The 24,230-nt window shown below is 72.7% G+C and carries 20 protein-coding genes and 1 pseudogene; 6 read left to right on the top strand and 15 right to left on the bottom strand.

Going from position 1 to position 24,230, the window contains the following annotated elements; all coding sequences use genetic code 11:
• The first annotated feature begins 6 nt into the window (after window positions 1-6).
• The 3 genes from AC2RP6_RS23930 to pth all read left to right on the top strand — a co-directional run bounded on the left by AC2RP6_RS23930 (window position 7) and on the right by pth (window position 2,454).
• Entirely contained in the window at window positions 7-984 is a 978-nt protein-coding gene (locus tag AC2RP6_RS23930; protein ID WP_030027111.1) for a ribose-phosphate diphosphokinase, read from the top strand.
• A gap of 186 nt (window positions 985-1,170) precedes the next feature.
• Window positions 1,171-1,764 carry a 50S ribosomal protein L25/general stress protein Ctc gene (locus AC2RP6_RS23925; RefSeq protein ID WP_486448056.1) on the top strand — a complete coding sequence of 198 codons (594 nt, stop codon included), beginning with the start codon at window positions 1,171-1,173 and terminating at the stop codon, window positions 1,762-1,764.
• Window positions 1,765-1,863: 99 nt separating this feature from the next.
• Window positions 1,864-2,454: an aminoacyl-tRNA hydrolase gene (gene pth / locus AC2RP6_RS23920; protein WP_486448055.1), complete on the top strand. Its 591-nt coding sequence runs from the start codon at window positions 1,864-1,866 to the stop codon at window positions 2,452-2,454.
• A 75-nt stretch (window positions 2,455-2,529) separates the two neighbouring features.
• Here pth and ppc read toward each other — a convergent pair whose 3' ends face one another.
• Window positions 2,530-5,298 (bottom strand): phosphoenolpyruvate carboxylase, encoded by a 2,769-nt coding sequence (gene ppc, locus AC2RP6_RS23915; protein ID WP_486448054.1) that lies wholly within the window; start codon window positions 5,296-5,298, stop codon window positions 2,530-2,532.
• Between the two features lie 380 nt (window positions 5,299-5,678).
• Here ppc and AC2RP6_RS23910 point away from each other — a divergent pair, with 380 nt between their 5' ends.
• Window positions 5,679-6,659 (top strand): acyl-CoA desaturase, encoded by a 981-nt coding sequence (locus AC2RP6_RS23910; RefSeq protein ID WP_486448053.1) that lies wholly within the window; start codon window positions 5,679-5,681, stop codon window positions 6,657-6,659.
• Window positions 6,656-7,330, top strand: coding sequence for a TetR family transcriptional regulator (locus tag AC2RP6_RS23905; RefSeq protein ID WP_386186608.1), 675 nt, complete (start codon window positions 6,656-6,658; stop codon window positions 7,328-7,330). The genes AC2RP6_RS23910 and AC2RP6_RS23905 overlap by 4 nt, the downstream gene beginning before the upstream one ends.
• A 69-nt stretch (window positions 7,331-7,399) precedes the next feature.
• Here the strand turns inward: AC2RP6_RS23905 and AC2RP6_RS23900 are convergent, their stop codons facing one another.
• From AC2RP6_RS23900 to AC2RP6_RS23890, 3 genes are all read right to left on the bottom strand, one after another.
• Window positions 7,400-7,774 carry a VOC family protein gene (locus AC2RP6_RS23900; protein WP_486448052.1) on the bottom strand — a complete coding sequence of 125 codons (375 nt, stop codon included), beginning with the start codon at window positions 7,772-7,774 and terminating at the stop codon, window positions 7,400-7,402.
• Between the two features lie 2 nt (window positions 7,775-7,776).
• Window positions 7,777-8,634, bottom strand: a complete 858-nt coding sequence (locus tag AC2RP6_RS23895) for a trans-aconitate 2-methyltransferase (protein WP_486448051.1) — start codon at window positions 8,632-8,634, stop codon at window positions 7,777-7,779.
• 77 nt (window positions 8,635-8,711) lie between these two features.
• Complete coding sequence (locus tag AC2RP6_RS23890) at window positions 8,712-8,939, bottom strand: hypothetical protein (RefSeq protein ID WP_486450591.1); 228 nt, start codon at window positions 8,937-8,939, stop codon at window positions 8,712-8,714.
• On the opposite strand from AC2RP6_RS23890, the pseudogene AC2RP6_RS23885 reads away from it, so the two are divergent.
• Window positions 8,856-9,294, top strand: a pseudogene (locus tag AC2RP6_RS23885) (MarR family winged helix-turn-helix transcriptional regulator). The gene AC2RP6_RS23890 and the pseudogene AC2RP6_RS23885 overlap by 84 nt on opposite strands.
• On the opposite strand, the gene AC2RP6_RS23880 reads toward AC2RP6_RS23885, so the two are convergent.
• From AC2RP6_RS23880 to AC2RP6_RS23830, 11 genes are all read right to left on the bottom strand, one after another.
• The gene (locus AC2RP6_RS23880) at window positions 9,253-10,020 is read right to left on the bottom strand and encodes a LuxR C-terminal-related transcriptional regulator (protein WP_486448050.1); all 768 of its coding nucleotides are present in this window, start codon (window positions 10,018-10,020) and stop codon (window positions 9,253-9,255) included. The pseudogene AC2RP6_RS23885 and the gene AC2RP6_RS23880 overlap by 42 nt on opposite strands.
• 601 nt (window positions 10,021-10,621) lie before the next feature.
• Window positions 10,622-11,584, bottom strand: a complete 963-nt coding sequence (galE, locus tag AC2RP6_RS23875; RefSeq protein WP_486448049.1) for a UDP-glucose 4-epimerase GalE — start codon at window positions 11,582-11,584, stop codon at window positions 10,622-10,624.
• A gap of 123 nt (window positions 11,585-11,707) precedes the next feature.
• Entirely contained in the window at window positions 11,708-12,406 is a 699-nt protein-coding gene (locus AC2RP6_RS23870; protein ID WP_486450423.1) for a response regulator transcription factor, read from the bottom strand.
• A gap of 127 nt (window positions 12,407-12,533) precedes the next feature.
• Window positions 12,534-14,264, bottom strand: a complete 1,731-nt coding sequence (locus tag AC2RP6_RS23865; protein WP_486448048.1) for an outer membrane protein assembly factor BamB family protein — start codon at window positions 14,262-14,264, stop codon at window positions 12,534-12,536.
• 79 nt (window positions 14,265-14,343) lie between these two features.
• Entirely contained in the window at window positions 14,344-15,984 is a 1,641-nt protein-coding gene (locus AC2RP6_RS23860; RefSeq protein WP_486448047.1) for an outer membrane protein assembly factor BamB family protein, read from the bottom strand.
• A gap of 153 nt (window positions 15,985-16,137) precedes the next feature.
• Window positions 16,138-17,940: an ABC-F family ATP-binding cassette domain-containing protein gene (locus AC2RP6_RS23855; RefSeq protein WP_486448046.1), complete on the bottom strand. Its 1,803-nt coding sequence runs from the start codon at window positions 17,938-17,940 to the stop codon at window positions 16,138-16,140.
• A 28-nt stretch (window positions 17,941-17,968) separates the two neighbouring features.
• Window positions 17,969-19,300 (bottom strand): acyltransferase family protein, encoded by a 1,332-nt coding sequence (locus AC2RP6_RS23850; protein WP_486448045.1) that lies wholly within the window; start codon window positions 19,298-19,300, stop codon window positions 17,969-17,971.
• A gap of 272 nt (window positions 19,301-19,572) precedes the next feature.
• On the bottom strand, window positions 19,573-20,484 hold the full coding sequence (locus AC2RP6_RS23845) for a 4-(cytidine 5'-diphospho)-2-C-methyl-D-erythritol kinase (RefSeq protein WP_486448044.1): 912 nt from the start codon (window positions 20,482-20,484) through the stop codon (window positions 19,573-19,575).
• Window positions 20,481-21,392, bottom strand: coding sequence for a 16S rRNA (adenine(1518)-N(6)/adenine(1519)-N(6))-dimethyltransferase RsmA (gene rsmA / locus AC2RP6_RS23840; RefSeq protein WP_486448043.1), 912 nt, complete (start codon window positions 21,390-21,392; stop codon window positions 20,481-20,483). The genes AC2RP6_RS23845 and rsmA overlap by 4 nt, the downstream gene beginning before the upstream one ends.
• Before the next feature lie 95 nt (window positions 21,393-21,487).
• The gene (locus AC2RP6_RS23835; protein WP_486448042.1) at window positions 21,488-23,230 is read right to left on the bottom strand and encodes a resuscitation-promoting factor; all 1,743 of its coding nucleotides are present in this window, start codon (window positions 23,228-23,230) and stop codon (window positions 21,488-21,490) included.
• 116 nt (window positions 23,231-23,346) lie between these two features.
• On the bottom strand, window positions 23,347-24,228 hold the full coding sequence (locus tag AC2RP6_RS23830; RefSeq protein ID WP_486448041.1) for a TatD family hydrolase: 882 nt from the start codon (window positions 24,226-24,228) through the stop codon (window positions 23,347-23,349).
• Between the last annotated feature and the right edge of the window lie 2 nt (window positions 24,229-24,230).

Here is a 24,230-nt window from a genome sequence, read left to right as displayed (position 1 = left end):
AGTGCTGTGACCGGGATCAAGACGACCGGCGAGAAGAAGCTGATGCTCTTCTCCGGCCGCGCCCACCCCGAGCTGGCCGAGGAGGTCGCGCACCAGCTGGGAGTCGGCCTCGTGCCGACCAAGGCTTTCGACTTCGCGAACGGTGAGATCTACGTCCGCTTCCAGGAGTCGGCGCGTGGCGCGGACTGCTTCCTGATCCAGAGCCACACGGCTCCGATCAACAAGTGGATCATGGAGCAGCTGATCATGATCGACGCGCTGAAGCGCGCGTCGGCACGTTCCATCACCGTGATCATCCCGTCCTACGGCTACGCCCGCCAGGACAAGAAGCACAAGGGCCGCGAGCCGATCTCGGCCCGTCTGGTGGCGGACCTGCTGAAGACCTCGGGTGCGGACCGCATCCTGACGGTCGACCTGCACACCGACCAGATCCAGGGCTTCTTCGACGGCCCCGTGGACCACCTCTCGGCGCTGAACGTCCTCGCGGACTACGTGGGCGCCAAGGTGGACCGCACGAAGCTGACGATCGTGTCCCCGGACGCCGGTCGTGTGCGGGTGGCGGACCGCTGGTGCGACCGGCTGGACGCCCCGCTGGCGATCGTGCACAAGCGCCGCGACAAGGACGTCGCCAACCAGGTGACGGTCCACGAGGTCGTCGGTGAGGTCAAGGGCCGTGTCTGCGTCCTGGTCGACGACATGATCGACACGGGTGGCACGATCTGCGCCGCGGCCGAGGCGCTCTTCGCGCACGGTGCGGAGGACGTGATCGTGACGGCGACGCACGGCATCCTGTCGGGCCCCGCCGCCGACCGCCTGAAGAACTCCAAGGTGAGCGAGTTCGTCTTCACGAACACGCTGCCGGACCCGTCCGACCTTGAACTGGACAAGATCACGGTGCTGTCGATCGCCCCGATGATCGCGCGCGCGGTGCGCGAGGTCTTCGAGGACGGTTCGGTGACGAGCCTCTTCGAGGAGCAGCAGTAGACCCCCGCGGTTGCTGCGGCTAGATCCTTTTGAAGTGCGGCCTCCCCGCCGGGTACACTCTCCGAGTTGCTCGGCGAGGGAGGCCGCACTTCTGCGTGCGGATGCTCCGTTATCGACGCGCTCTTCGTAGCAGGCCGTTCAGGCCGGGTGACTGTGTCCTTTTCCATCACCCCACGAGGAGTGAGCATGTCCGAGGTCAAGCTTTCCGCTTCCAGCCGTTCCAACTTCGGCAAGGGTGCCGCCCGTCAGGCCCGCCGTGACGGCCTCGTCCCCGGTGTCATCTACGGCCACGGCACCGCCCCGAAGCACGTCGACGTCGAGGGCCACGGCCTGATGATGGCGCTCAAGACCCCGAACGTCCTGCTGTCCCTGGACATCGCGGGCGACGGCACCGAGCTGGTCATCCCCAAGGCCGTCCAGCGTCACCCGGTCAAGCGCACCCTGACCCACGTCGACTTCCTGATCGTCAAGAAGGGCGAGAAGGTCGTCGTCGAGGTTCCGGTCGTGACCGAGGGCGACCTGGCCGCCGGTGGCAACCTGCTGGAGACCCTCCTGACGGCCGTTTCCGTCGAGGCCGAGGCCACCCACATCCCGACCGAGATCACCGTCTCGATCGAGGGCCTGGAGGCCGGTGCGACCGTGCACGCCTCCGACCTGAAGCTGCCGGCCGGTACCGCCCTGGCCGTCGACGGCGAGACCGCCGTCCTGCAGGTCGTCGCCCCGCAGGCCGAGGAGCCGGCCGCCGACGCCGAGGGTGAGACCGAGGGCGCCGAGGCCTGAGCCTCGCCCCTCCCCCTCAGCAGTTGCTGACCGACCGCCGTCCGGCTCCACTGGAGCGGGACGGCGGTCGTCCTCGTTCTAGGCGGTAAGGAGCTTTTGATGTCGGACGACGCGGCGCCCTGGCTGATCGTGGGTCTGGGCAACCCGGGGCCGGAGTACGCCGGGAACCGCCACAACATCGGGTTCATGGTGGTCGACCTGCTGGCCGAGCGGATCGGCGGCCGGTTCAAGGCGCACAAGGCGCGGGCGCAGGTGGTCGAGGGCCGCATGGGCCCGCCCGGGCCGGCGAACCGCCGGGTGGTGCTGGCCAAGCCGATGTCGTTCATGAACCTGTCGGGCGGTCCGGTGACGGCCCTGCGGGACTTCTACAAGGTGCCGCTGGAGCGGATCGTCGCGGTCCACGACGAGCTGGACATCGACTACCCGACGCTGCGCCTGAAGCTGGGCGGCGGGGACAACGGGCACAACGGTCTGAAGTCGATGACGAAGTCGATGGGCGCGGACTACCACCGGGTGCGGTGCGGCATCGGGCGGCCGCCGGGCCGGATGCAGGTCGCGGACTTCGTGCTGAAGGACTTCTCCTCCACGGAGCGCAAGGAGCTGGACTGGTTCGTGGACCGGGCGGCGGACGCCGTGGAGTGCCTGGTCGCCGAGGGTCTGGAGCGCGCGCAGTCGGCGTACAACTCCTGACGTCGGCGCACGGAGGGACGGGAGCCCCCGCACCGGTCCGTGCGGGGGCTCCTGTGCGTGGTGCCGCGGGGCGGGTCAGCCGGTGTTGCGCAGACCGGCGGCGACGCCGTTGACGGTGAGCAGCAGGGCGCGGGCGAGCAGCGGGTCGGCCGCCTCGCCACGGGCCGCGGCCGCGCGCTGGCGGGCCAGGAGGGAGACCTGGAGGTAGGAGATCGGGTCGAGGTAGGCGTCGCGTACGGCGAAGGTCTGCTGGAGCACGGGGTGCGAGTCGAGGAGTTCCTCGCCCCCGGTGATGCGCAGGACCTCGCGGACGGTCAGTTCGTGCTCGGCCTCGATGCGGGCGAAGACGTGCTTGAGGTGGTCGGGCACGAGGGTGTCCACGTAGTGGCGGGCGATCCGCAGGTCGGTCTTGGCCAGCGTCATCTCGACGTTGGACAGGAAGTTGCGGAAGAAGTGCCAGCGCTCGCCCATCTCGGTGAGGGCGTCCTCGTGGCCGGCGTCGCGCAGCGCCTTGAGGCCGGAGCCGACGCCGTACCAGCCGGGGACGATCTGGCGGGACTGGGTCCAGCCGAAGACCCACGGGATGGCGCGCAGGCCGTCGAGGCCGGCTCCGGAGTCGGGCCGGCGGGAGGGCCGGGAGCCGAGGTGGAGGTCGGCGAGCTGGTCGACGGGGGTGGCGGCGAAGAAGTAGGCGGGCAGGTCGGGGTCTTCGACGAGCTCGCGGTAGGCGGCGTGGGCGGCGTCGGAGACGGTGTCCATGGCCGCGTCCCAGCGGGAGAGGGCCTCGTCGGACTGGCGGGGCGCGGTGTGCAGGGCGGAGGCCTGCAGGGTGGCCGCGACGGTCAGTTCGAGGTTCTCGCGGGCGAGGGAGGGGACGAGGTACTTGTCGGAGATGACCTCGCCCTGCTCGGTGACCTTGATCTCGCCTTCGAGGGTTCCCCAGGGCTGGGCGAGGATCGCGTCGTGGGAGGGGCCGCCGCCGCGGCCGACGGTGCCGCCCCGGCCGTGGAAGAGGCGCAGGCGGACGCCGTAGCGGTGGGCGACGTCGCGCAGCCGGCGCTGGGCCCGGTGGATCTCCCACTGGCTGGTGGTGATGCCGCCGAACTTGGAGGAGTCGGAGTAGCCGAGCATGACCTCCTGGACGTCGCCGCGCAGGGAGACCAGGCGCCGGTAGGAGGGGTCGGCGAGCATCTCGTCGAGGATGACGTCGGCGGCGCGCAGCTCGTCGGTGGTCTCCAGGAGCGGGACGATGCCGATCTTGGCCCAGCCGGCGTGGAGGTCGATGAGACCGGCCTCGCGGGCGAGGACGGCGGCGGCGAAGACGTCGTCGGCGCCCTGGCACATCGAGATGATGTAGGACTCGATGACCTCGGGGCCGAACTTCTCGAAGGCGTCCTTGACGGCGCCGAAGACGCCGAGGGTCTTGGCACCGGCGGCGTCGAGGGGCGCCGGGGTGGGGGCCAGCGGGCGGCGGGAGCGCAGTTCCTTCGCGAGGAGCTTCTGCCGGTAGTCGCGGGGCATGTCGGCGTAGCGCCAGGACTCCTCGCCGAGGCGGTCGAAGAGCTGGCCGAGGGCGTGGTGGTGGGCGTCGGCGTGCTCGCGCACGTCCATGGTGGCGAGTTGCAGGCCGAAGGCGGCGAGGGTGCGGATGGTGCGGTCCATGTGGCCGTCGGCGAAGAGGCCGCCGCGGTGCTCGCGCAGGGACGTCTGGATGAGGGTGAGGTCGGTGAGGAACTCGGCGGTGCCGAGGTAGTCGCGGCCTTCCTCGTGCGGGATGCCCTTGGCGAGGCGCTCGCGGGTGTTGAGGAGCTTCTGGCGGATGCAGGTGGCCTTGAGGCGGTACGGCTCCTCGGCGTTCAGCCGCTTGTAGCGGGGGCTGATCTCGGGGAGGCGTTCGAGGTCGGCCTGGAGCGAGGCGAGGAGTTCCTCGGTGGCTCCGGTGTAGCGGATGGAGTTGGACAGCAGGCTGCGCAGGAAGTCGACGAGTTCGAGGGCGTCGGTGATGCCGTGTTCGTGCTGGAGGATCAGCACGTCGCGGGTGACGTCGGGGGTGACGTTGGGGTTGCCGTCCCGGTCGCCGCCGATCCAGGTGCCGAAGGTGAGCGGGCGGGTGCCCGGGGGCAGCTCGATGCCGACGCGGCGCAGCTCGGCGGCCAGGTCCTCCAGGACGTCGCCGACGGCGCCGGCGTGGAGCTCGTCGAGGTAGTAGATGGCGTTGCGGGCCTCGTCGGCGGGCTCGGGACGGACCACGCGCAGCTCGTCGGTCTGCCAGACGAGGTCGATGTTCTCGGCGAGGCGCAGGTCGTGGCGGCGGCGGTCGCCGGCGCCGGTGACGGGCTCCTCCAGGAGGGCCGCGATGCGGCGCAGCTTGTTCAGGACGCTGCGGCGGGCCGCCTCGGTGGGGTGCGCGGTGAAGACGGGGCGCACGTTGAGGTTCTTGACCGTCTCGCGCAGGTGCTCGGGGTCGGCGTCCTTGAGCATGTCGGCGGTGCGGGCGAGGAGCCCGCCCTCGGCGGCCCGGTGGGCGCGCAGTTCCTTGCCGCGGTGCACCTGCTCGGTGATGTTGGCGAGGTGGAAGTAGGTGGAGAAGGCGCGCACCAGCTTGGCGGCGGTCTCCAGGTCGGTGTCGCCGAGAAGGGCGGCGGCGGCCTCGCCGTCGGTACGGGTCAGGGCGCGGACGCGCTCGACGAGGTCGAGCAGGTCCTGGCCCTCCTGGCGTACGAGGGTCTCCCCGAGGAGGTCGCCGAGGCGGCGGATGTCCGCGCGCAGTTCCGCGTTGGCGGTGGCGGCCGGGGTGACGGGGGCCTGCTGGGCGGCCAGGGGGGCCTTGTCAGCACTGCTCACAGGTGCGGCTCCTTGCAGTGTTCGAGCGCTACTGGGCGGTGGGCTCCCGGCCGCGCGGCGTGCACCCGCCGGACTCCGTCCGGGGGACCGCCGCTCCTGAGGTGTGGCTCGGGCTGCCCGTGCGGACCGCGCTGTCCGACGGGGAACAGGATAGGTGTCCCGTGCCCGTGCCTGGGCAAACGTCTCACTGACCGAGTCGTCGGGGGTCCGGCGACGGCGGCCGGGCCGGGTGGTGCGCGCGGGCGCGCTGCGGTTGCGGTGGCCGTGCTCCTCTTGTCCGGGGCCCCCGCTTTGCCATACTTACGATGCCGTAGGTTACGGACCCGTAGGGTCTCGTGACCGGCGCGCCCGCCGACATCCCTCACCCCCCAGGGGACCCCATGACCACCAGTCCCGATCTGATCGAGGGCGCCTCCGCCCCCTCCGAGACACCTGTGCCGTCCGCGACGCTGGGCGGCGAGAACAAGCGGTCGATCGAGCAGGTCGCCCTGCTGCTGTTCATCACCGTGCCCTTCCTGGCCCTGCTGGCGGCGGTGCCGCTGGCCTGGGGCTGGGGGGTGAGCTGGCTGGACCTGGGCCTGATGGTGTTCATGTACTTCCTGGCCTGCCACGGGATCACCATCGGTTTCCACCGCTACTTCACGCACGGTTCCTTCAAGGCGAAGCGGCCGCTGCGGATCGTGCTCGCGGTGATGGGCTCGATGGCGGTGGAGGGTCCGCTGGTGCGCTGGGTCGCGGACCACCGCAAGCACCACAAGTACTCCGATCACGAGGGCGACCCGCATTCGCCGTGGCGGTTCGGCGAGACGGTGCCGGCGCTGATGAAGGGCCTGTGGTGGGCGCACATCGGCTGGCTCTTCGACGAGGAGCAGACCGATCAGCAGAAGTACGCCCCGGACCTGATCAAGGACCCGGCGATCCGGCGCATCTCGCGGGACTTCATCTTCTGGACGATCTTCTCGTTGGCGATCCCGCCGCTGGTGGGCGGCCTGGTGACGATGTCGTGGTGGGGGGCGTTCACGGCGTTCTTCTGGGGCTCCCTGGTGCGGGTGGCGCTGCTGCACCACGTGACGTGGTCGATCAATTCGATCTGTCACGCGGTGGGCAAGCGGCCGTTCCGGTCCCGGGACCGGTCGGGCAACGTGTGGTGGCTGGCGGTGCTGTCGTGCGGCGAGTCGTGGCACAACCTGCACCACGCCGACCCGACGTCGGCCCGGCACGGTGTGCTGCGGGGGCAGGTCGACTCCAGTGCGCGGCTGATCCGCTGGTTCGAGCAGCTGGGGTGGGCCACGGACGTGAGGTGGCCGTCCGCGGCCCGCATCGACGCCCGGCGCAGGGAAAACGAGCCGAACGCGGCATGATGGGGGGCGTGGCGATCGACGGCGGTAATTCCAGCAGCGACAAGCCCCGGCGTGGCCGCCGGGTGCGGATGACGGGCGCGGAGCGGCGCCAGCAATTGCTGGACATCGGCCGGACCCTGTTCGCGGAGAAGGGCTTCGAAGGCACTTCGGTGGAGGAGATCGCGGCGAAGGCCGGGGTGTCCAAGCCGGTGGTGTACGAGCACTTCGGCGGCAAGGAGGGGCTGTACGCGGTCGTCGTGGACCGGGAGATGCGCCAGCTGCTGGACGGGGTGACGGGCGCGCTGACCGCCGGGCACCCCCGGGAGCTGCTGGAGCAGGCGGCGTTCGCGCTGCTCGACTACATCGAGTCGTACACGGACGGTTTCCGGATCCTCGTGCGGGACTCCCCGGTCGCGCAGTCGACGGGTACGTTCGCCTCGCTGATCAGTGACATCGCCACGCAGGTCGAGGACATCCTGGGGCTGGAGTTCAAAGCCCGGGGCTTCGATCCGAAGCTGGCTCCGCTGTACGCGCAGGCGCTGGTCGGGATGGTGGCGCTGACGGGCCAGTGGTGGCTGGACGTGCGCAGGCCGAAGAAGGCCGAGGTGGCGGCGCACCTGGTGAACCTGGCGTGGCACGGGCTGGACGGACTGGAGTCGAAGCCGCAGCTGGTGGGCCGCCGCAAGAGCTGATCCCCCGCACGGCATGACGGCGCCCCGTCACCGGAGGTCCGGTGACGGGGCGCCGTCATGCCGTGCGGGCTACGGGGTGGCCGCTTCGTCCGGTTCCAGGAATTCGAGCCGGTTGCCGACGGGGTCCTCGGAGTAGAAGCGGCGGTGGCCCGGCAGGTTGTCGTCCCAGACGACCTTGGCGCCCCGCTCCTCCAGTCTCCGCGCGTACTCCTCGATGCCGGTCACCCGCAGGCCCGGGTGCGCCTTGCGGGCGGGCCGGAAGTCGTCCTCGACGCCGAGGTGGAGCTGTACGGGGCCGGCGGCGAACCAGCAGCCCCCGCGGGCGGCGAGGACGGGCGGCTTGGGGATCTCCGTCATGCCCAGGACGCCGCTGTAGTAGACGCGGAGCAGTTCCTCCGAGTCGGGCGGCGCGGCGAGTTGGACGTGGTCGACGGCGGTGAGCACGGTCAGGCCTCCTTGCGGGCGACGGCGAAGATCCTTCGGAACGGGAAGACGGTTCCGCGCGGCCCGCTCGGGTAGGCCGCGCGCAGCCGGTCGCGGTATTCGGCCAGGAAGGCGTCGACGGCTTCGCGGTCGTCGCCGAGGGCGGTGAGGACGGGCCGCAGCGCGGTGCCCTTGACCCAGTCGAGGACGGGGTCGGGGCCCTGGAGGAGCTGGTGGTAGGTGGTTTCCCAGACGTCGGCGGTGCAGCCCAGCGCGGTGAACCGGGCGAGGTATTCGGCGGGTTCGAGCAGGTGGATGTAACGGGCGCCGTGTCCGGCGAGGCGGGAGCGCCAGCGCGGGGTGTCGCACTGCTCGGCGAGCAGGGCGTGGCTGGGGGCGGTGAAATTGCCCGGGATCTGGAAGGCGAAGGTGCCGCCGGGGCGCAGCCCGTTGATCCAGGCGCCGAAGGAGCCGGGGTGGCCGGGGACCCACTGGAGGGCGGCGTTGGAGACGATCAGGTCGTAGGGCTCCTCGGGGAGCCAGCCGGCTATGTCCCCGTGGCGGAAGTCGAGGCTGCCGCCGCCCGCGGTGGGGCCGGCGTACTGCTCGGTGGCGCGCTGCAGCATCTCCGGGGAGAGGTCGAAGCCGGTGATGACGGCCTCGGGCCAGCGGGTGGCGAGGAGTTCGGTGACGTTGCCGGGGCCGCAGCCGAGGTCGGCGATGCGGGCGGGGCGGTGGGGCAGCTCGGGTATGCGGGTGAGGAGATCGAGGAAGGGCCGTGCGCGGTGGCCGGCGTGCCGGAGGTACTGCTGGGGATCCCAGGTCGGTGCGGAGGGCGCGGTGGACGTGGGGGTTCCTGCACGCGCGGTATCGGAATACATGTTCGAGCCTCCCTGCTGGCGGGGCGGTCGGAAGCGGAATCTGTTCCGGCCCCCTCCATGCCCCATGCTCGCTCCATTTATATCTCGATGTCAAGATACTCGTAATCGAGATACTCGGGATGAAGAGACTTCACATCGACAGACCCCTTACACTGATCGGCATGGAGGACGAGGTCGACCGACTGGTGGCGGCATGGCGGCGGGAGCGCCCTGACCTCGACGTGGAACCGCTCGAGGTGCTGAGCCGCGTCAGCAGGCTCGCGCGCCATCTCGACCGCGCCCGCAGGCTGGCCTTCTCCGAGCACGGCCTGGAGCCCTGGGAGTTCGACGTCCTGACGTCGCTGCGCCGGGCCGGGCGCCCCCTACCAGCTCTCCCCCGGCCAGTTGTTGACCCAGACCCTGGTCACCTCCGGCACCATGACCAACCGCATCGACCGGCTGGCCAAGAAGGGCCTCGTCGAGCGGCTCCCGGACCCCAGCGACCGCCGCGGGGTCCTGGTGCGGCTCACCCCCGAGGGCCGGGACCGCGCCGACCAGGCGCTCGCCGGGCTGCTCGCCCAGGAACGGGCGATCCTGGCCCAGCTCTCGCAGAGCCAGCGCGGTGATCTCGCCGGGCTGCTACGCCAGTTGACCGCTCCGTTCGACAACATCCCCGGTTAGGTCGGCGGGTCGTACGCCGGCCCGCCGGGCCAGCGCCACCGCGGCCAGGGTGGAGTGCACGCCGAGCTTGCCCAGCACGTTCTGCATGTGGGTGCGGACCGTGTGCGGGGACAGGAACAGCCTGGCCGCCACGTCCTTGCGGCCCAGCCCCGCCACCATGCAGCGCAGCACCTCGTGTTCGCGCGGGGTGAGGGACTCCACGAGCCGCTCGCTGTCCGTGCGGTGCTTGCGCGCAGCGGTCAGTTCGCGGAGCACTCCGGTGAGCAGTGCGGGCGGCAGGTGGGTCTCCTCCCGCAGGACCCCGCGGATCACGGCCAGCAGGCGTGAGAGCGAGCAGTCCTTGGCCACCCAGCCCGAGGCGCCCGCCTGCAGTGCGAGGGCGGCCCGGCGCGGGTCGTCGCGCTCGGCGAGGACGACCGTACGGACTCCTGGGTGGGCCACCCGCACGCCGGCCACGAGCGCGATCCCGTCCGCGGCGGGCGGTGGGGGCCCGGCCCCCGGCTCCCGCTGGGCCGGCACGGCCCCGGGGACAGCGCCGAGATCGGCGTCGACCAGCAGGACGTCGAAGCGGCGGCCCTCGGCCACCGCGCGTTCGAGGCAGCGCAGCGCGGCGGGGCCGCTGCCGGCCGCGGACACGTCCACGTCCGGCTCGGCCGCGAGCGCGGCTGCGAGCGATTCGGCGAAGATGCGGTGATCGTCGACGACGAGAACCCGGATACGAACCACAAAACCCCCAAGGGTAGGGGAACGGACGACGGCGGGTACGGCGCCAGGACCGGGTGATCCGCATGACCCGGCCGCCGCCGAGACATATCTGCACTACCCCGGACCGGACGCCGTACCCGACTTGTCTCGACCCCTGAATCAACACCGGCCCCCACCGGTGTCACGCATCAGCGTAGGGCCGGGCCCGGCTCGTGGTTGGCCGAATAGCAGAAGTTTTCCCGGCGGTTTTCGGGAGTGTGCGTTCCGAAGGGCCTCGGCCGTGGCCGGAAATCGCCGGAATCGGCGGCTGTGGGCGCGACGTGCGCGCGGGCGCGTGCCATGGGCAGTTGCACGGGGGGCATTTCACCCGGCGTGCGCACGCCGGGCGCCCGCGCGCAGCGCCCGGCCACAGCGCGTGGTCCCGACACACACGCCCCCGCCGGGCGCACGCCCCTGCCGGGCGCCCCGAGGCCCGACGGGGGCCGCTGCACGGGCGAGTGAGCCGAAGGGGCGCGCCGGGGAGTGGGGCCGAACGCGCGGAGAAAACCGCGAGGCACGAGCGGTTTTCGAGCACGTACGGCCCCACTCCCCGGCTACCGGCGCCCCGGAGGCGAACCGAGCCCTATGAAGAGGCGTGGGTGCGGGCGAAGTTCCAGGCGTCCTGGATGATGCCGGTGAGGTCCGAGCGGTTCGGGGTCCAGCCGAGGCGTTCGTGGGCGGTGCGGGCGGAGGCGACGAGCATCGCCGGGTCACCGGCCCGGCGCGGGGCGACGACTTCGGGGATGTCCCGGCCGGTGACCTTGCGGACGGTCTCGACGACCTCGCGCACCGAGAAGCCGCTGCCGTTGCCCAGGTTGCAGATGAGGTGCTCCCCGGCGGTGGCGGACCGGAGGGCCGCCAGGTGCGCCTCCGCGAGGTCGGCCACGTGGATGTAGTCGCGTACGCAGGTGCCGTCCGGGGTCGGGTAGTCCTCGCCGAAGACCGAGATCGACTCGCGCTCGCCGAGGGCGACCTGGAGTACGAGCGGGATCAGGTGGGTCTCGGGGCTGTGCCGCTCGCCGAACTCGCCGTAGGCGCCGGCCACGTTGAAGTACCGCAGCGACACGGCGGCCAGGCCGTGCGCCACGCATTCGCCCGCGATCATGTGGTCGACGGCGAGCTTCGAGGCGCCGTACGGGTTGGTCGGCGCGGTCACCGAGGTCTCGGTGAGCAGGCCCTCGGTCGGCTCGCCGTAGGTGGCGGCGGTGGAGGAGAAGACCAGCCGGCGCACGCCCGCCTCGCGCATGGCTGCGAGCAGGGCGAGGGTGCCGCCGACGTTGTTCTCCCAGTACTTGCCGGGGTTCACCACGGACTCGCCGACCTGCGAGGAGGCCGCGAAGTGCAGCACCGCGTCGAAGGAGGGGTCCACGTACCGGGCGGCGTCCTGGATCCGGCCCTCGACGAACGTCGCGCCCGCCGGCACCCCGACGCGGAAGCCGGTGCTGAGGTCGTCGAGGACGGTGACCTCGTGGCCGGCCTCCAGGAGGTGGGCCGCGACCACGCTGCCGACGTATCCGGCGCCACCGGTTACCAGGTACTTGCTCACTCGCCTACTGCCTCTCGCGGGGGACCACGCGCGTGTGCGTGCGCGTGCTGGCTCTGGCTTACCCGATGCGGCACCCGTGGGGGAAATCGGCGGGGGCGGCGGCGGCCGCCGGCGGCCGCCCGGTCAGCCCTGCTGCGGGGCGGAGGAGAGGCCGGGAACGGGCAGGGCCCGGTCCAGCAGTCCGGTACGGGCTGCCAGCGCGGCCGCCTCCAGCCGCGATCCGACGCCCAGCTTCATCAGGACCCGCTGGACGTGCGTACGGGCGGTGCTCGGGGCGATCGCCATGCCGGCCGCGATGAGCCGGGTGTCCTCGCCCTCGGCGACCCGCACGAGCACCTCCACCTCGCGCGGGGTGAGCAGCCGCAGCAGCCGGCTGCCCTCGTCGTCGGGCTGGACGGCGGGGTTCAGGAGCTCCGCGAAGGCTCCCTGGAGCAGTTGCGGGGCGATCGCCGCCTCGCCCGACCTGGCCTTGGCCAGGGCCCGTTCGACGCCCTCGATGCGCTCGTCCTGGCGGACGTACCCGGAGGCGCCGGCGGCGAAGGCGGCGGCGATCCCGCGCGGGCTGGGCACCGGGCCGAGGACGACCACGGCGATCTGGGGCCGCTCGCGCTTGATGCGGACGACGGGCTCGAAGGCGCCCGGCTCGGCGGGGTGGGCGGTGCCGAGGAGGCAGACCTCGGGGGCCCGGCTGATGACCAGCTCGGCGGCGCCGGCCGCCGGGGCCGCGGCCGCCAGGACCCGGTGGCCGCGCAGCTTCAGTGCAGAGGCCAGTGCCTCGGCCAGCAGCCGGTGGTCGTCGACCACCACGACGCGTACGCCCATTGAGGAACCCACCCCCCACCCTTCTGCCCCGGCAAGCTACACGCTTGTTCGACGGCGCGCGGGGGATACCGCGCAGAAGCCCCCGATCGGTACGGACCGTTCGGGGGCTTCGGGCGTGCGGTGGGGATCAGCTCGCGGTGAACGACACGAAGAGGTATTCCGGATCGGTCGAGTAGGGCTTGCTGACGTTCTGCTTGGACATGAAGAGCTTGCCGTTGTGGTAGCGCAGCTCGGAGGAGAACTCGGGCGAGAAGGAGGTCTCGGCGCGCCGGATGTCCTTGTCGGCCGGGTTCTCCATGAGGAGGGTCTCCTTCATCGTCCTGCCGTCGATGCTGACGACCTGACCGCCCTTGTCGTACGGGGGGATCTTGTAGGCGATGATGTTCGACCCGTCCATGCGCAGCGGGTACATGGTGTACCGCTCGCCCGCGTCGGCGCGGTCGGTGGTCTGCTTGCCGGTCTCCAGGTCGAAGGAGAGCAACTCGTTGGTGCGGCCGGTGGCGGACTGGCCCTGGTGCTCCGCGGAGGGCACGTAGATCTTGCCGTTGCCGACGACCATGTGCGAGCACTTCTCGACGTCGGTGGAGGCGCACTTGGCGGCGAAGGTGCCCGCGGCGAGCGGGATGCGGGCCTTCAGCTCGCCCTTGGGGTCGATGACGAAGAGGTCGCTGACGCCCTTGCCGCCCTTGGCGTTGTCGCCGACGTCGGCGCCGACGACGAAGGGCTTGGTGGAGACGATGTGCGCGTACTCGATGCCCTGGGAGAGCTTGTACGAGGCGGTGGGCGCGCCGGTGGCCGGGTCGAGGAGCTGCGCGTTCAGCGTGTAGTTGGGGTGCTGGCCGCACTTGCGGATGACGGCGAGGGCCTCGCCGCCCGCGTAGCCGGTGTCGCGGCAGCTTTCGCCGTCGACCTTGGGCTGCCACAGGTTCTTGCCGTCGGCGAGGTTCCAGGCGGCGCCGCCGCTGGAGACGCCGCCCGCGGCGACGGTCTTGCCGCTGACGGTGATCTCGGAGAACTGGACGGGCTTGTCGCCGCCGTTGGCGCTCTTGACGTTGCCGGACCAGGCGAGCTTGCCGGCCTCCAGGTCGATGACGCCGACCTCGGTGCACGGCGGGTACTTGTTCTCGGCCGTGGGCTGGGTGGGCCGGAAGATGATGGCGGTCTTGTTCTCGCTGATGTGGTGGGTGGCGCCGCAGATCTCGCCCGTGAGGGGGACCTCCCACTTCTTGGAGCCGTCGACGAGGTTGTAGCCGACGACCTTCGAGACGTCGGACTTGACGTAGGTGGTGTCGGTCAGCCAGGAGCCGTTGACGGAGACCAGGTCGGCGACCGTGGGCGCCGGCTGGTTGTAGAGGGTCTTCGACTTGGGGTTGCCGGGGACCTTCTCGGTGCCGGGCGTGGAGGTCTGGTTCTTGTCGCCGCCCGGGGAGGCACTGGGGTCGCTCTGCGCGGTGGTCCCGCCGCCGCCGTCGCCGGAGGCGTACCAGAGGCCGCCGCCGACGATCAGGACGATGGCCAGGAGGGCCGCGCCGACGATCATCAGCTGGGTGCGCTTGTCACCGCCGCCACCGCCTGCCGGGGGCTGGGCGGGGGGCGCCGGCGCGCCGTACGGGGAGGGCGCGGGGGGCTGCTGCGGGTAGCCGTAGCCGGGGTCGGCCTGCGGGTAGCCGTACGCGGGCCCGCCGGCGGGCGGCTGCGGGGCGGCCGAGGGCGGCCCGGGCGGCGGCGACGGCTGCCCGGCGGGCTGCGTGGGCGGTCCGGCGGGCGGCGTGGGCGCTCCGAACCCGCCCGGCGGGGGATCCTGCGGCGCTCCGAAGCCGCCGGACGGCGGCTGGCTGGGGGGCGGCGGGGTACTCATCGGTTGCTGTTGCCTCTCGGTGGGCGGCTCGTCGGGCGGCTCGTCGGGTTGCTCGTCGTACGGGGCGTGGGAGGGGTCCTCACTTGCCGAAGACCATCAGGAGCTTCTCGTCCTTGTCCTGGGCGAGCAGGCGGGACGTGGAGATGAAGAAGCGCCCGTCCGCGTAGTCGACCTGCGGGGAGTAGAAGGAGCTCTCGATCGGCGCGGAGGGGCCCGACGGGTGGCGCAGGAGTGCGGTGGGGGTGCTGCCGTCGGCCGGGATGGAGAGGACCTCGCCGCCCGTGGTGGGCTCGGCCTTGCGGTAGGCGATCAGCTGCCCGTTCGCGGCCTTGAGCGGTTCGAGGGTGCGCCCCTCCCCCGCCGGTACGCGCCATTTGGCCTTGCCGGAGGCGAGGTCGAAGGCGACGATCTCGTTGGCCTTGCCCAGGTCGGCCTTGGTGGACAGGTAGAGGGTGCCGGCGTCGGCGACGGCGGTGGCACAGCCCTGGAGGCTGTCGTCGTGGCTCATGCCGCACTCGGTGGAGAAGTTGCCCTCGCCGGAGAGGGTGGTGCGCTGCTTGCCGTCGGGGCCGAGGACCACGACGGAGTTCTCCTTCGTGGACGCGTTCGTCAGGTGCAGGACGATCGGGTCGAGCGCGTAGACGCGGGAGACCTTCCAGCCCTTGGGGAGGCGGTAGGTCCAGGTCTTCTTGCCGGTGGCCGGGTCGGCGTCCTGCACCTCGACGGTCATGTCGGGGTCGTTGCAGGTGGCGATGCCGATCAGCTTGCCGCTGCCGGCGGCGTAGGCGCCGGGCACGCAGCCCTCGGCGGGGCTGCCGAAGAGCTTCTCGCCGGTGCTGATCCTGAAGGCGGTGGCGCGGGTGAGCCGGTTGACGGTGACGACGTCCCCGGTCATGGCGAGGCTGGGGTCGATGAACATGTCGAAGGCGCTCTCCTTGGCCACCTCCTTCGACCAGCCCTCCTTCCCCGCCTTGAGGTCGACCATCCGGATCTGGTTGCAGTTGGCGGTCTCCGAGGCGCTGTCGGCGTAGAGGACCACGGTCTTGCCGTCGTCGGTGGTGCGCTGGGTCATGCCGCAGATGGCCGCCGGGAAGGTGATCGTCCACTTCTCTTTGCCGTCGGCGACCGCATAGCCCTTGATCGTCTTGCCGACGGTCTTGGCCACGGTGTCGCCGACGACCCACTGACCCTTGGTGGCCACGCCGGCGCCGGGTCCGTCGATCTTGGTGGTCTTGAGCCAGAGGACCTTGTCCTCGCCCTGCTTGCGCCCGGCGTTGAGGTCGGTCTGCTGGTTGCCGCCGGGGCCGCTGCCGTCGCCGACGTCCACGGACGGGGAGCCGGAGGGCTTGGCGTCGCCGGACTCCTGGGCGACGGGCGGCTCGGGGTCCCCGTCGTCCCCGCCGAAGGCGGCGTAGCCGATACCGCCGAGGACGAGGACGGCGGCGACCGACGCGGCGACGAGCAGGGCCGGCTTCTTCTTCGGCGGCATGCCGGGGGCGCCGGGCGTACCGGGCGCGGGCGGCTGCAGGTTGTGGGCCGGGTACGCCGGGACGGTGGGCGGCTGCTGCGGATACGCCGGCTGCGCGCCGTGCGCGGGCTGCTGCGCGTACGGGTTCTCGCCCTGCTGCGGGTATCCGTAGCCCTGCTGGGGCGGGCCCGGCAGGTGTCCGTAACCGGAAGGTGTCGGCGGCTGGTTCGGCGGCTGGGGCGGCTCGGTCATCAGCGCACTTTCGGCTTCGGGGGGTCGGGGAGAATGACCTTTCTATCACTGACGCCCGTCCTGCAACGGACCGGTCCGCCCCCTGTTCCCAAGGGAGGACCGGCCCGTGATGCCGCCGTTATCCGGCCAGTTGGCCCCGAGGACCGCTGGAACCTAGGCCTCCTCGGCCAGCTCCAGCCAGCGCATCTCCAAGTCGTCCCGGTCGGACAGCAGTTCGCGCAGCTCGGCGTCGAGCTTGGCGACCTTGTCGTAGTCGGTGGAGTGCTCGGCGATCTGGGCGTGCAGGTTCCCCTCGCGGTCGGCGAGCTTGTTCAGCTGCCGCTCGATCTTCTGGAGCTCCTTCTTGGCGGCACGCGAGTCCCCCGAGGAGCTGGACTTCGCCGCGGCGGCGGCGGGCGCGGGCGCCGGGGCGGCCGCCTCGATCATCTTCTGGCGGCGCTCCAGGTACTCGTCCAGGCCGCGCGGCAGCATCCGCAGGCTGGCGTCGCCGAGCAGCGCCATCACGGTGTCGGTGGTGCGCTCGATGAAGAACCGGTCGTGGGAGATCACGATCATCGAGCCGGGCCAGCCGTCGAGGAGGTCCTCCAACTGGGTCAGGGTCTCGATGTCGAGGTCGTTGGTGGGCTCGTCGAGGAAGAGGACGTTGGGCTCGTCCATCAGCAGGCGCAGGATCTGCAGCCGGCGGCGCTCACCGCCGGAGAGGTCGCCCACCGGCGTCCACTGCTTCTCCTTGGTGAAGCCGAACTGCTCGCACAGCTGGCCGGCCGTCATCTCGCGGCCCTTGCCGAGGTCGACGCGGTCGCGGACGCGCTGGACGGCCTCCAGGACGCGCAGGGACGGGTCGAGCTCGCCGACCTCCTGGGAGAGGTAGGCCAGCTTGACGGTCTTGCCGACGATGACCCGGCCCGCGGCGGGCTGCGCCTCGCCCTGGGTGCGGGCGGCCTCGGCGAGGGCGCGCAGCAGGGAGGTCTTGCCGGCACCGTTGACGCCGACCAGGCCGACGCGGTCGCCGGGGCCGAGGTGCCAGGTGAGGTGCTTGAGGAGGGTCTTGGGACCGGCCTGGACGGTGACGTCTTCCAGGTCGAAGACGGTCTTGCCGAGGCGGGCGTTGGCGAAGCGCATCAGCTCCGACTTGTCGCGCGGCGGCGGGACGTCGGCGATGAGCTCGTTGGCGGCCTCGATGCGGTAGCGCGGCTTGGAGGTGCGGGCGGGGGCGCCGCGGCGCAGCCACGCCAGCTCCTTGCGCATCAGGTTCTGCCGCTTGACCTCTTCGGTGGCGGCGATGCGTTCGCGCTCGGCCCGCGCGAAGACGTAGTCGCTGTAGCCGCCCTCGTACTCGAAGACCTCACCGCGCTGGACGTCCCACATGCGGGTGCAGACCTGGTCGAGGAACCAGCGGTCGTGGGTGACGCAGACGAGGGCGGAGCGGCGCGTCTGGAGGTGGCCGGCCAGCCAGGAGATGCCCTCGACGTCGAGGTGGTTGGTCGGCTCGTCGAGGATCAGGAGGTCCTGGTCGGCGATGAGCAGCTTGGCGAGGGCGATGCGCCGGCGCTCGCCGCCGGAGAGCGGGCCGATGACGGTGTCGAGGCCCTGGTTGAAGCCGGGCAGGTCGAGGCCGCCGAAGAGCCCGGTGAGGACGTCGCGGATCTTGGCGTTGCCGGCCCACTCGTGGTCGGCCATGTCGCCGATGATCTCGTGGCGGATGGTCGCCGCGGGGTCGAGGGAGTCGTGCTGGGTGAGGACGCCCATGCGCAGGCCGCCGGACTGGGTGACCCGGCCGCTGTCGGGCTCCTCCAGCTTGGCGAGCATGCGGATGAGGGTGGTCTTGCCGTCGCCGTTGCGGCCGACGACGCCGATCCGGTCCCCCTCGGACACGCCGAGGGAGATACCGTCCAGCAGGGTACGTGTGCCGTACACCTTGCTGACTGCCTCGACATTGACCAGATTGACGGCCATCAGACGCGCTCCAGGGAAAGGGTGTGGATCAGCCCCTCAGCCTAACCCTCCGGGCCGGGGCGGACCGTTCCACCAGCAGGGCGCCGCCCAGCGCCATGGCGATCGCGGCGGGCGCGGTGACCGGGACGGCGATGAGGGTGGCGGTGTGGCCGTCGAGGAGACCGCCGAGGCCGGTCATGGACAGGCCCAGCACGCCGAGCAGGCACAGGGTGGTCCCGACGGCGGCGACGGGGCCGGCGGCCGCTCCCGCCGGGCCGGCCGCCGGGGCCGGCGCGGGGGCCTCGAAGCGGCGCAGGAGGGCGACGAACACCCCGGTCAGCACGGCCGCGGCCAGGATCCGTACGGGGACCTGCGCCCACCAGGCGGCGGTGGCGGGGGCCGGGAGTTCCATGCCTAGCGCGAGCTGGGCCCCGTACACGGCGAGCATGGCGGTGAGGTGCCAGAGGAAGGCGGTCATGGCGACCCCGTTGGCGGCGACGACCGCGCGCCACACGCGGGGGCGCTCCAGCCAGGCGCCCGCGGGCCGGGCGGCGAGCTGCACGGCGCCGACGAGCCACAGGCCGTGGCAGAGGAGCGCCAGGGTGGGCGGGGCCATGTTGGAGACCTTCTCGCCGGGCATCCCGACCATGGACAGCGGGTAAGGGCCGAACGCCACCAGCAGGCCCGCCGAGGCGAGTCCGGCGGCGGCGAGGACGGCGGGCCGGCGGATGCGGCCGTCGGCGCGCAGGAAGCCGAGCTGGTGGACGGCGAGCCAGACGAGGGCGAAGTTGAGGAACTCCACGTACGGGACGCCGAGCGCGAAGCGCAGTACGTCGACCAGCGCGGCGGCGCCGGCCAGTGCGGCGAAGGCGGCCCAGCCGTGGCGTTCGTGCAGCTTCAGCAGCGGCGGGGTGAAGGCGACCATCGCCAGGTAGATCCCGATGAACCACAGCGGCTGGGTGACCAGGCGCAGGGCGGCGCCGGTCAGCGGTCCGTCGCCGCGCCCGGCGAGCTGCACGGCGAGCGCGACGGCGGCCCACACCAGGACGAAGGCGAGGGTGGGCCGCAGCAGCCGGCGCAGCCGGGCCCGCAGGAAGGCGGCGTAGACGGAGCCCTCGCCGCGGCGGGCCAGGGAGCGGTAGGAGAGGGCGTGCGAGAAGCCGCCGACGAAGAAGAAGACGGGCATGATCTGCAGCGCCCAGGTGAGCACCTGCAGGGCGGGCACGAGGGCGAGCAGGTTCCCTATGCCGTCGGCACTGACCGCGGCCATCAACCAGTGCCCGGCGATGACGGTCCCGAGCGAGGCGACGCGCAACAGGTCGACGTACCGGTCGCGGTCGGCGGGTGTGGCGGCGGCCATGGCGCGCGTGCTGGGTGTCATCCCCCCACGCTGCCCGCCCCCGCCCACCCCCCGACAGGGCGCGGGTACTCAATCGCGGCCTGAGTACGTGTCAGCCGAGCCGGACGACCCGGACGACCGAGATCTCCCTCAGCCGCTCCGGCGCCAGGAACATCAGGAAACCGCGGGAGTGAGCGCCGGCATGGGGATCAGCGGCGTTCCGGCCGCCACCGGCCCGGTCATCGGACTGCCTCCTGCACGACTCTCGACGGTGCCCTCAAGCCTGGCCACACGGCAGGCGGAGAGGGCGGGATTCACCGCGCCAGGACCGTGGCGCCCGGGGTGGGGCCGGAGGCGGTGCGGGTCGTGCGGCAGGTGCCCGAGGCGTCGAGGGCCGCGGCCACCTTCAGGGCGGCCTCCTCGTCGGCGACGAGGAAGGCCGTCGTGGGGCCCGAGCCGGAGACCAGCGCGGCCAGGGCGCCGGCGGCGATCCCGGCGTCCAGGGTCGCCCGCAGCGAGGGGCGCAGGGAGAGGGCGGCCGGCTGGAGGTCGTTGGCCAGGGTGGCGGCCAGCGCGTCCGGGTCGCCGGAGGCGAGGGCGGTCAGCAGCTCCGGCGAGGCCTGCGGCTCCGGGACCGCCACGTCGGCGGTGAGGCGGTCGAACTCGCGGAACACCGCCGGCGTGGACAGGCCGCCGTCGGCCACCGCGAACACCCAGTGGAAGGAACCGGCGGTCACGGGGGTGAGGACCTCGCCGCGCCCGGTGCCGAGCGCGGCGCCGCCGACGAGGCTGAAGGGGACGTCGCTGCCCAGCTCCGCGCAGATGTCGAGGAGTTCCTCGCGCGGCGTGCTCAGGCCCCACAGGGTGTCGCAGGCCAGCAGGGCCGCGGCACCGTCGGCGCTGCCGCCCGCCATGCCGCCCGCCACCGGGATGTTCTTGGCGATGTGCAGGTGGACCAGCGGGGAGAGGCCGTTGCGGGCGGCGAGGATCTCGGCGGCGCGCGCCGCGAGGTTGGTGCGGTCCAGCGGGACCTGGTCGGCGTCCGGGCCCTCGCAGGTGACCGTCAGGGCGTCGGCCGGGGTCGCGGTCACCTCGTCGAAGAGGGAGACGGCGAGGAACACGTTGGCCAGGTCGTGGAAGCCGTCGGGCCGGGCCGCGCCCACCGCCAGCCGGACGTTGACCTTCGCGGGGACCCGTACGGTGACGGGCGTCGTGCGCGTGCTCACAGGGCGGGCCTCTCCGGTGCGGGCTTGTGCTCGGCGATCGCGGCGAACTGCTCCACCGTCAGGGACTCCCCGCGGGCCTGCGGGGAGACGCCCGCGGCGACCAGCGCGGCCTCGGCGCCGGCCGCCGAGCCGGCCCAGCCGGCCAGCGCGGCGCGCAGGGTCTTGCGGCGCTGCGCGAAGGCCGCGTCGACGACCGCGAAGACCTCTTCCTTCGTGGCGCTGGTCTTGATCGGCTCGGTGCGGCGCACGAGGGAGACCAGTCCGGAGTCCACGTTCGGGGCGGGCCAGAACACCTTGCGGCCGATGGCTCCGGCACGCTTGACGTGCGCGTACCAGTTGGCCTTGACGGAGGGCACCCCGTAGACCTTGTTGCCGGGCTCGGCGGCCAGCCGGTCGGCGACCTCCGCCTGGACCATGACGAGGGTCCGCTCGATGCTGGGGAAGCGGTCGAGCATGGTCAGCAGGACGGGCACGGCCACGTTGTACGGCAGGTTCGCGACCAGCGCGGTCGGTGGCGGCCCGGGCAGCTCGGTGACCAGCATCGCGTCGGAGTGGACCAGCGCGAACCGGTCCTTCTTCGCCGGCATGCGGGCCTCGATGGTGGCGGGCAGGGCGGCCGCCAGGATGTCGTCGATCTCGACGGCGACGACCCGGTCCGCGGCCTCCAGCAGCGCGAGCGTCAGCGAGCCCAGGCCGGGACCGACCTCGACGACCACGTCGTCCGGGCGGACCTCGGCGGTGCGCACGATGCGGCGCACCGTGTTGGCGTCGATGACGAAGTTCTGCCCCTTCTGCTTCGTCGGGCGTACGCCGAGGGCGGCGGCCAGCTCCCGGACGTCGGCGGGGCCGAGGAGGGCGTCGGGGGTGCTGGGCGCGGGGTTATCGGGCTGCTGCTCTGCGGTGCTCACCGGTAAAGCGTCTCAGATCGGCGGAGCGGTCCCGACGACGACGTGGACCCGCGGCCCACGACGTGCACCCGCGGCCTACGAGGTGAGCCCGCGGCCTACGAGGTGAGCCTGCGGCCGCAGTGGGGCCACGGGCTCGCCCCCCGCTGCACGTAGAGCTTCTTCGCCCGGTAGGTCTGCTCGCCGGCCGGGGCGTCCTGGGGCCGGCCGCTGCCGCCCAGTCCCTGCCAGGTGCGGACGTCGAACTGGTACAGGCCGCCGTACGTCCCCGACGCGTCGGTGGCGGAGGCGCGCCCGCCGGACTCGCACTGGGCGAGGGCCCCCCAGTTGAGGCCGTCCGCGCCGGAGACGGAGCTCGGCAGCGACCGGGTGCCGACCCGGACGAGCTGGGTGACGGGCTCGCGCACGACCTCGTCGGCGATGGCGCGGGGCTTCTGCCGGACTCCGTTGACGGTGCGCAGGCTGTACGTGACCCGGCGCGCCCCGGGCCGCCCGGCGCGCTCGACGACCTCGGTCCCGGCGAACAGGTCGCCGTCCTTGACCCTTTCGGTCTCGAAGGGGATGCGCTCCTCGCGCACCTCGCGGGTGCCGGTGATCCGCAGCACGGTGACGGTCTGGCCGTCGCGCGGGAAGGCGGTGGGCGGCACGGAGGTGGTGTCCTGGCCCTGGAGGGTGATGCCGGCCTGGTCGAGGGCCTCCTGGACGGTGGCGGCGTTGGTGCGGATGGTCCGTTCGCGGCCGTCGGCCATGAAGGTGACGCTGCGCTCGGTGCGGACGCTGAGGGTCAGGCCGGAGCGCGGTACGGGGGCGGTGCGGGGGGCGGAGAGGTAGGCGCCCTCGGGGCGGATGCCGAACTGGCGCAGGGCGGCGTCGACGGTGCGGGCGGTGGTCCACACCTGGCGCTGCTGTCCGTCGAGGGTGAGCCTCAGGGGGCGGCCGTAGCGGACGACGATCTCCTCGCCGTCGTCGAGGGGCGCGCCGGGGGCGGGCGCGACGAGGTCGTGGGGGCCGACGTCGAGGCCTTCCGCGGCGAGCAGCTCCTCGACGTCACCGGCGAAGGTGTGCAGCTCCCGGGGGACTCCGTCCACGGTGAGGCGTACGGATTTGTCGGCGGCGACGAAGGCCGTGGTGCCGCCCGCGAGAAAGGCGACCACGAGGGCCTGGGGCACGATCCGCCGCCAGTTGCCGCCGGGGGCGGCGGGCGCGGCGGGTCCGGCGAGCACCGGCCCCGCGGCGCGGCGGCGGCCGTGGCCCGCCCCGGCGGGCACGGCGACGGGAACCGGGACGGGGGCGGCCGGGCCGCGGCGGCGGCCGGTGCCGGCCGGCGGCTCCTCGACGGCGGTGCGGGCGCGGGCCCGGCGGCCCGGGGCGGTGGGGTCGGCGAGGGTGGGGGTCGGGCTCGGCGTCGGCAGGGGGGCGCGGCGGCGGCCGGTCCCGGGGGCGGAGGCGGAGGCGGAGGCGGGCCCGGGCCGTTCGGCGTCCCGGGCGGCGGGCTCGGCGGCGCGCCGGCGGCGTCCGCCCCGCCGGTCGTCGGGGCGCGGACCGGGCACCGGGAAGGCGGGCTCGGTGTCCCAGGAGGCGGGCCCGGCGTCGGCGAGCGCGAGGCCGCCGGACGGGGCCCCGGCCGGTACGGGGCCGCCGGGTGCCGGATCCGCGGGGCCGGAACCTCCGGGACCGGGGCTGCCGGCCTGCTGCGCGCCGGTCCACGGATCGGCGGACCAGGGATCGGCCGCAAGGGGGGCGGCCGGAAGGGGGCCGGCCGGCCAGGCGCCGGGCGCGCTCCCGTACGCCTCCTCCGGGACCGGAGCGCCTCGGCGGTGGCTGCCCTGCGTATCGCTCACGACGCTCGCTCCCCTGGTGGTCCGGCACCCGCTGGTTGGGGCACGGCACCCTAGCGGAGGAGTCGTGACGGAACAAAGTCGTACGACTACCCTACGTGGCGGGCCGGTGGGGCCGGTCAGTAGCCGAAGGCGCGGGCGGTGTTGGCCGCCAGGGCGGTGGCCATCGCGTCCTCGTCGATCCCGCGGACCGCTGCCATCGCCCGCACCGTCAGCGGAATGAGGTACGGCGCGTTGGGCCGTCCGCGGTACGGCGCGGGGGTCAGGTACGGCGCGTCCGTCTCCACGAGCACCAGCTCCAGCGGGGCCACGGCCAGCGCCTCGCGCAGCGGCGCCGCGTTCTTGAAGGTGACGGTGCCGGCGAAGGACATGTAGTAGCCGGCCGCGGCGCACTCGCGGGCCATGTCGGCGTCCCCGGAGTAGCAGTGGAAGACGGTGCGCTCGGGGGCGCCCTCCTCGCGCAGTACGCGCAGCACGTCGGCGTGGGCGTCGCGGTCGTGGATGACGAGGGCCTTGCCCCGGCGCTTGGCGATCTCGATGTGGGCGCGGAAGGAACGCTCCTGCGCGGCCATGCCCTCCGGGCCGGTCCGGAAGTGGTCGAGTCCGGTCTCGCCGACGGCCTTGACGTGGTCGAGGGAGGCGAGGGCCTCGATCTCCGCGAGGGCCTCGTCGAGGGCGGACTCGCCGCCACCGGCCCGGGCGCCCTGGCGGGACCAGCCGTCGGCATCCCCGTGCACGATGCGCGGGGCTTCGTTGGGGTGGAGCGCGACGGCCGCATGGACGTTGTCGTACGCGGCCGCCGTGTCGGCGGCCCACCGGGAGCCCTTCACGTCGCAGCCGACCTGGACGACGGTGGTCACGCCGACCGAGGCGGCCTTGGCGAGGCCCTCCTCGACGGTCCCCGCCTGCATGTCCAGGTGGGTGTGCGAGTCCGCGACCGCCACCCGCAGGGGCTCGGGCAGCGGCGGCAGTGCGTCCTTGGATGCGGAGGAAGAGCTCATGG

The sequence above is a fragment of the Streptomyces sp. WAC03905 genome (assembly GCF_057371075.1).
This window is presented reverse-complemented; position numbering and strand designations above follow the sequence as displayed.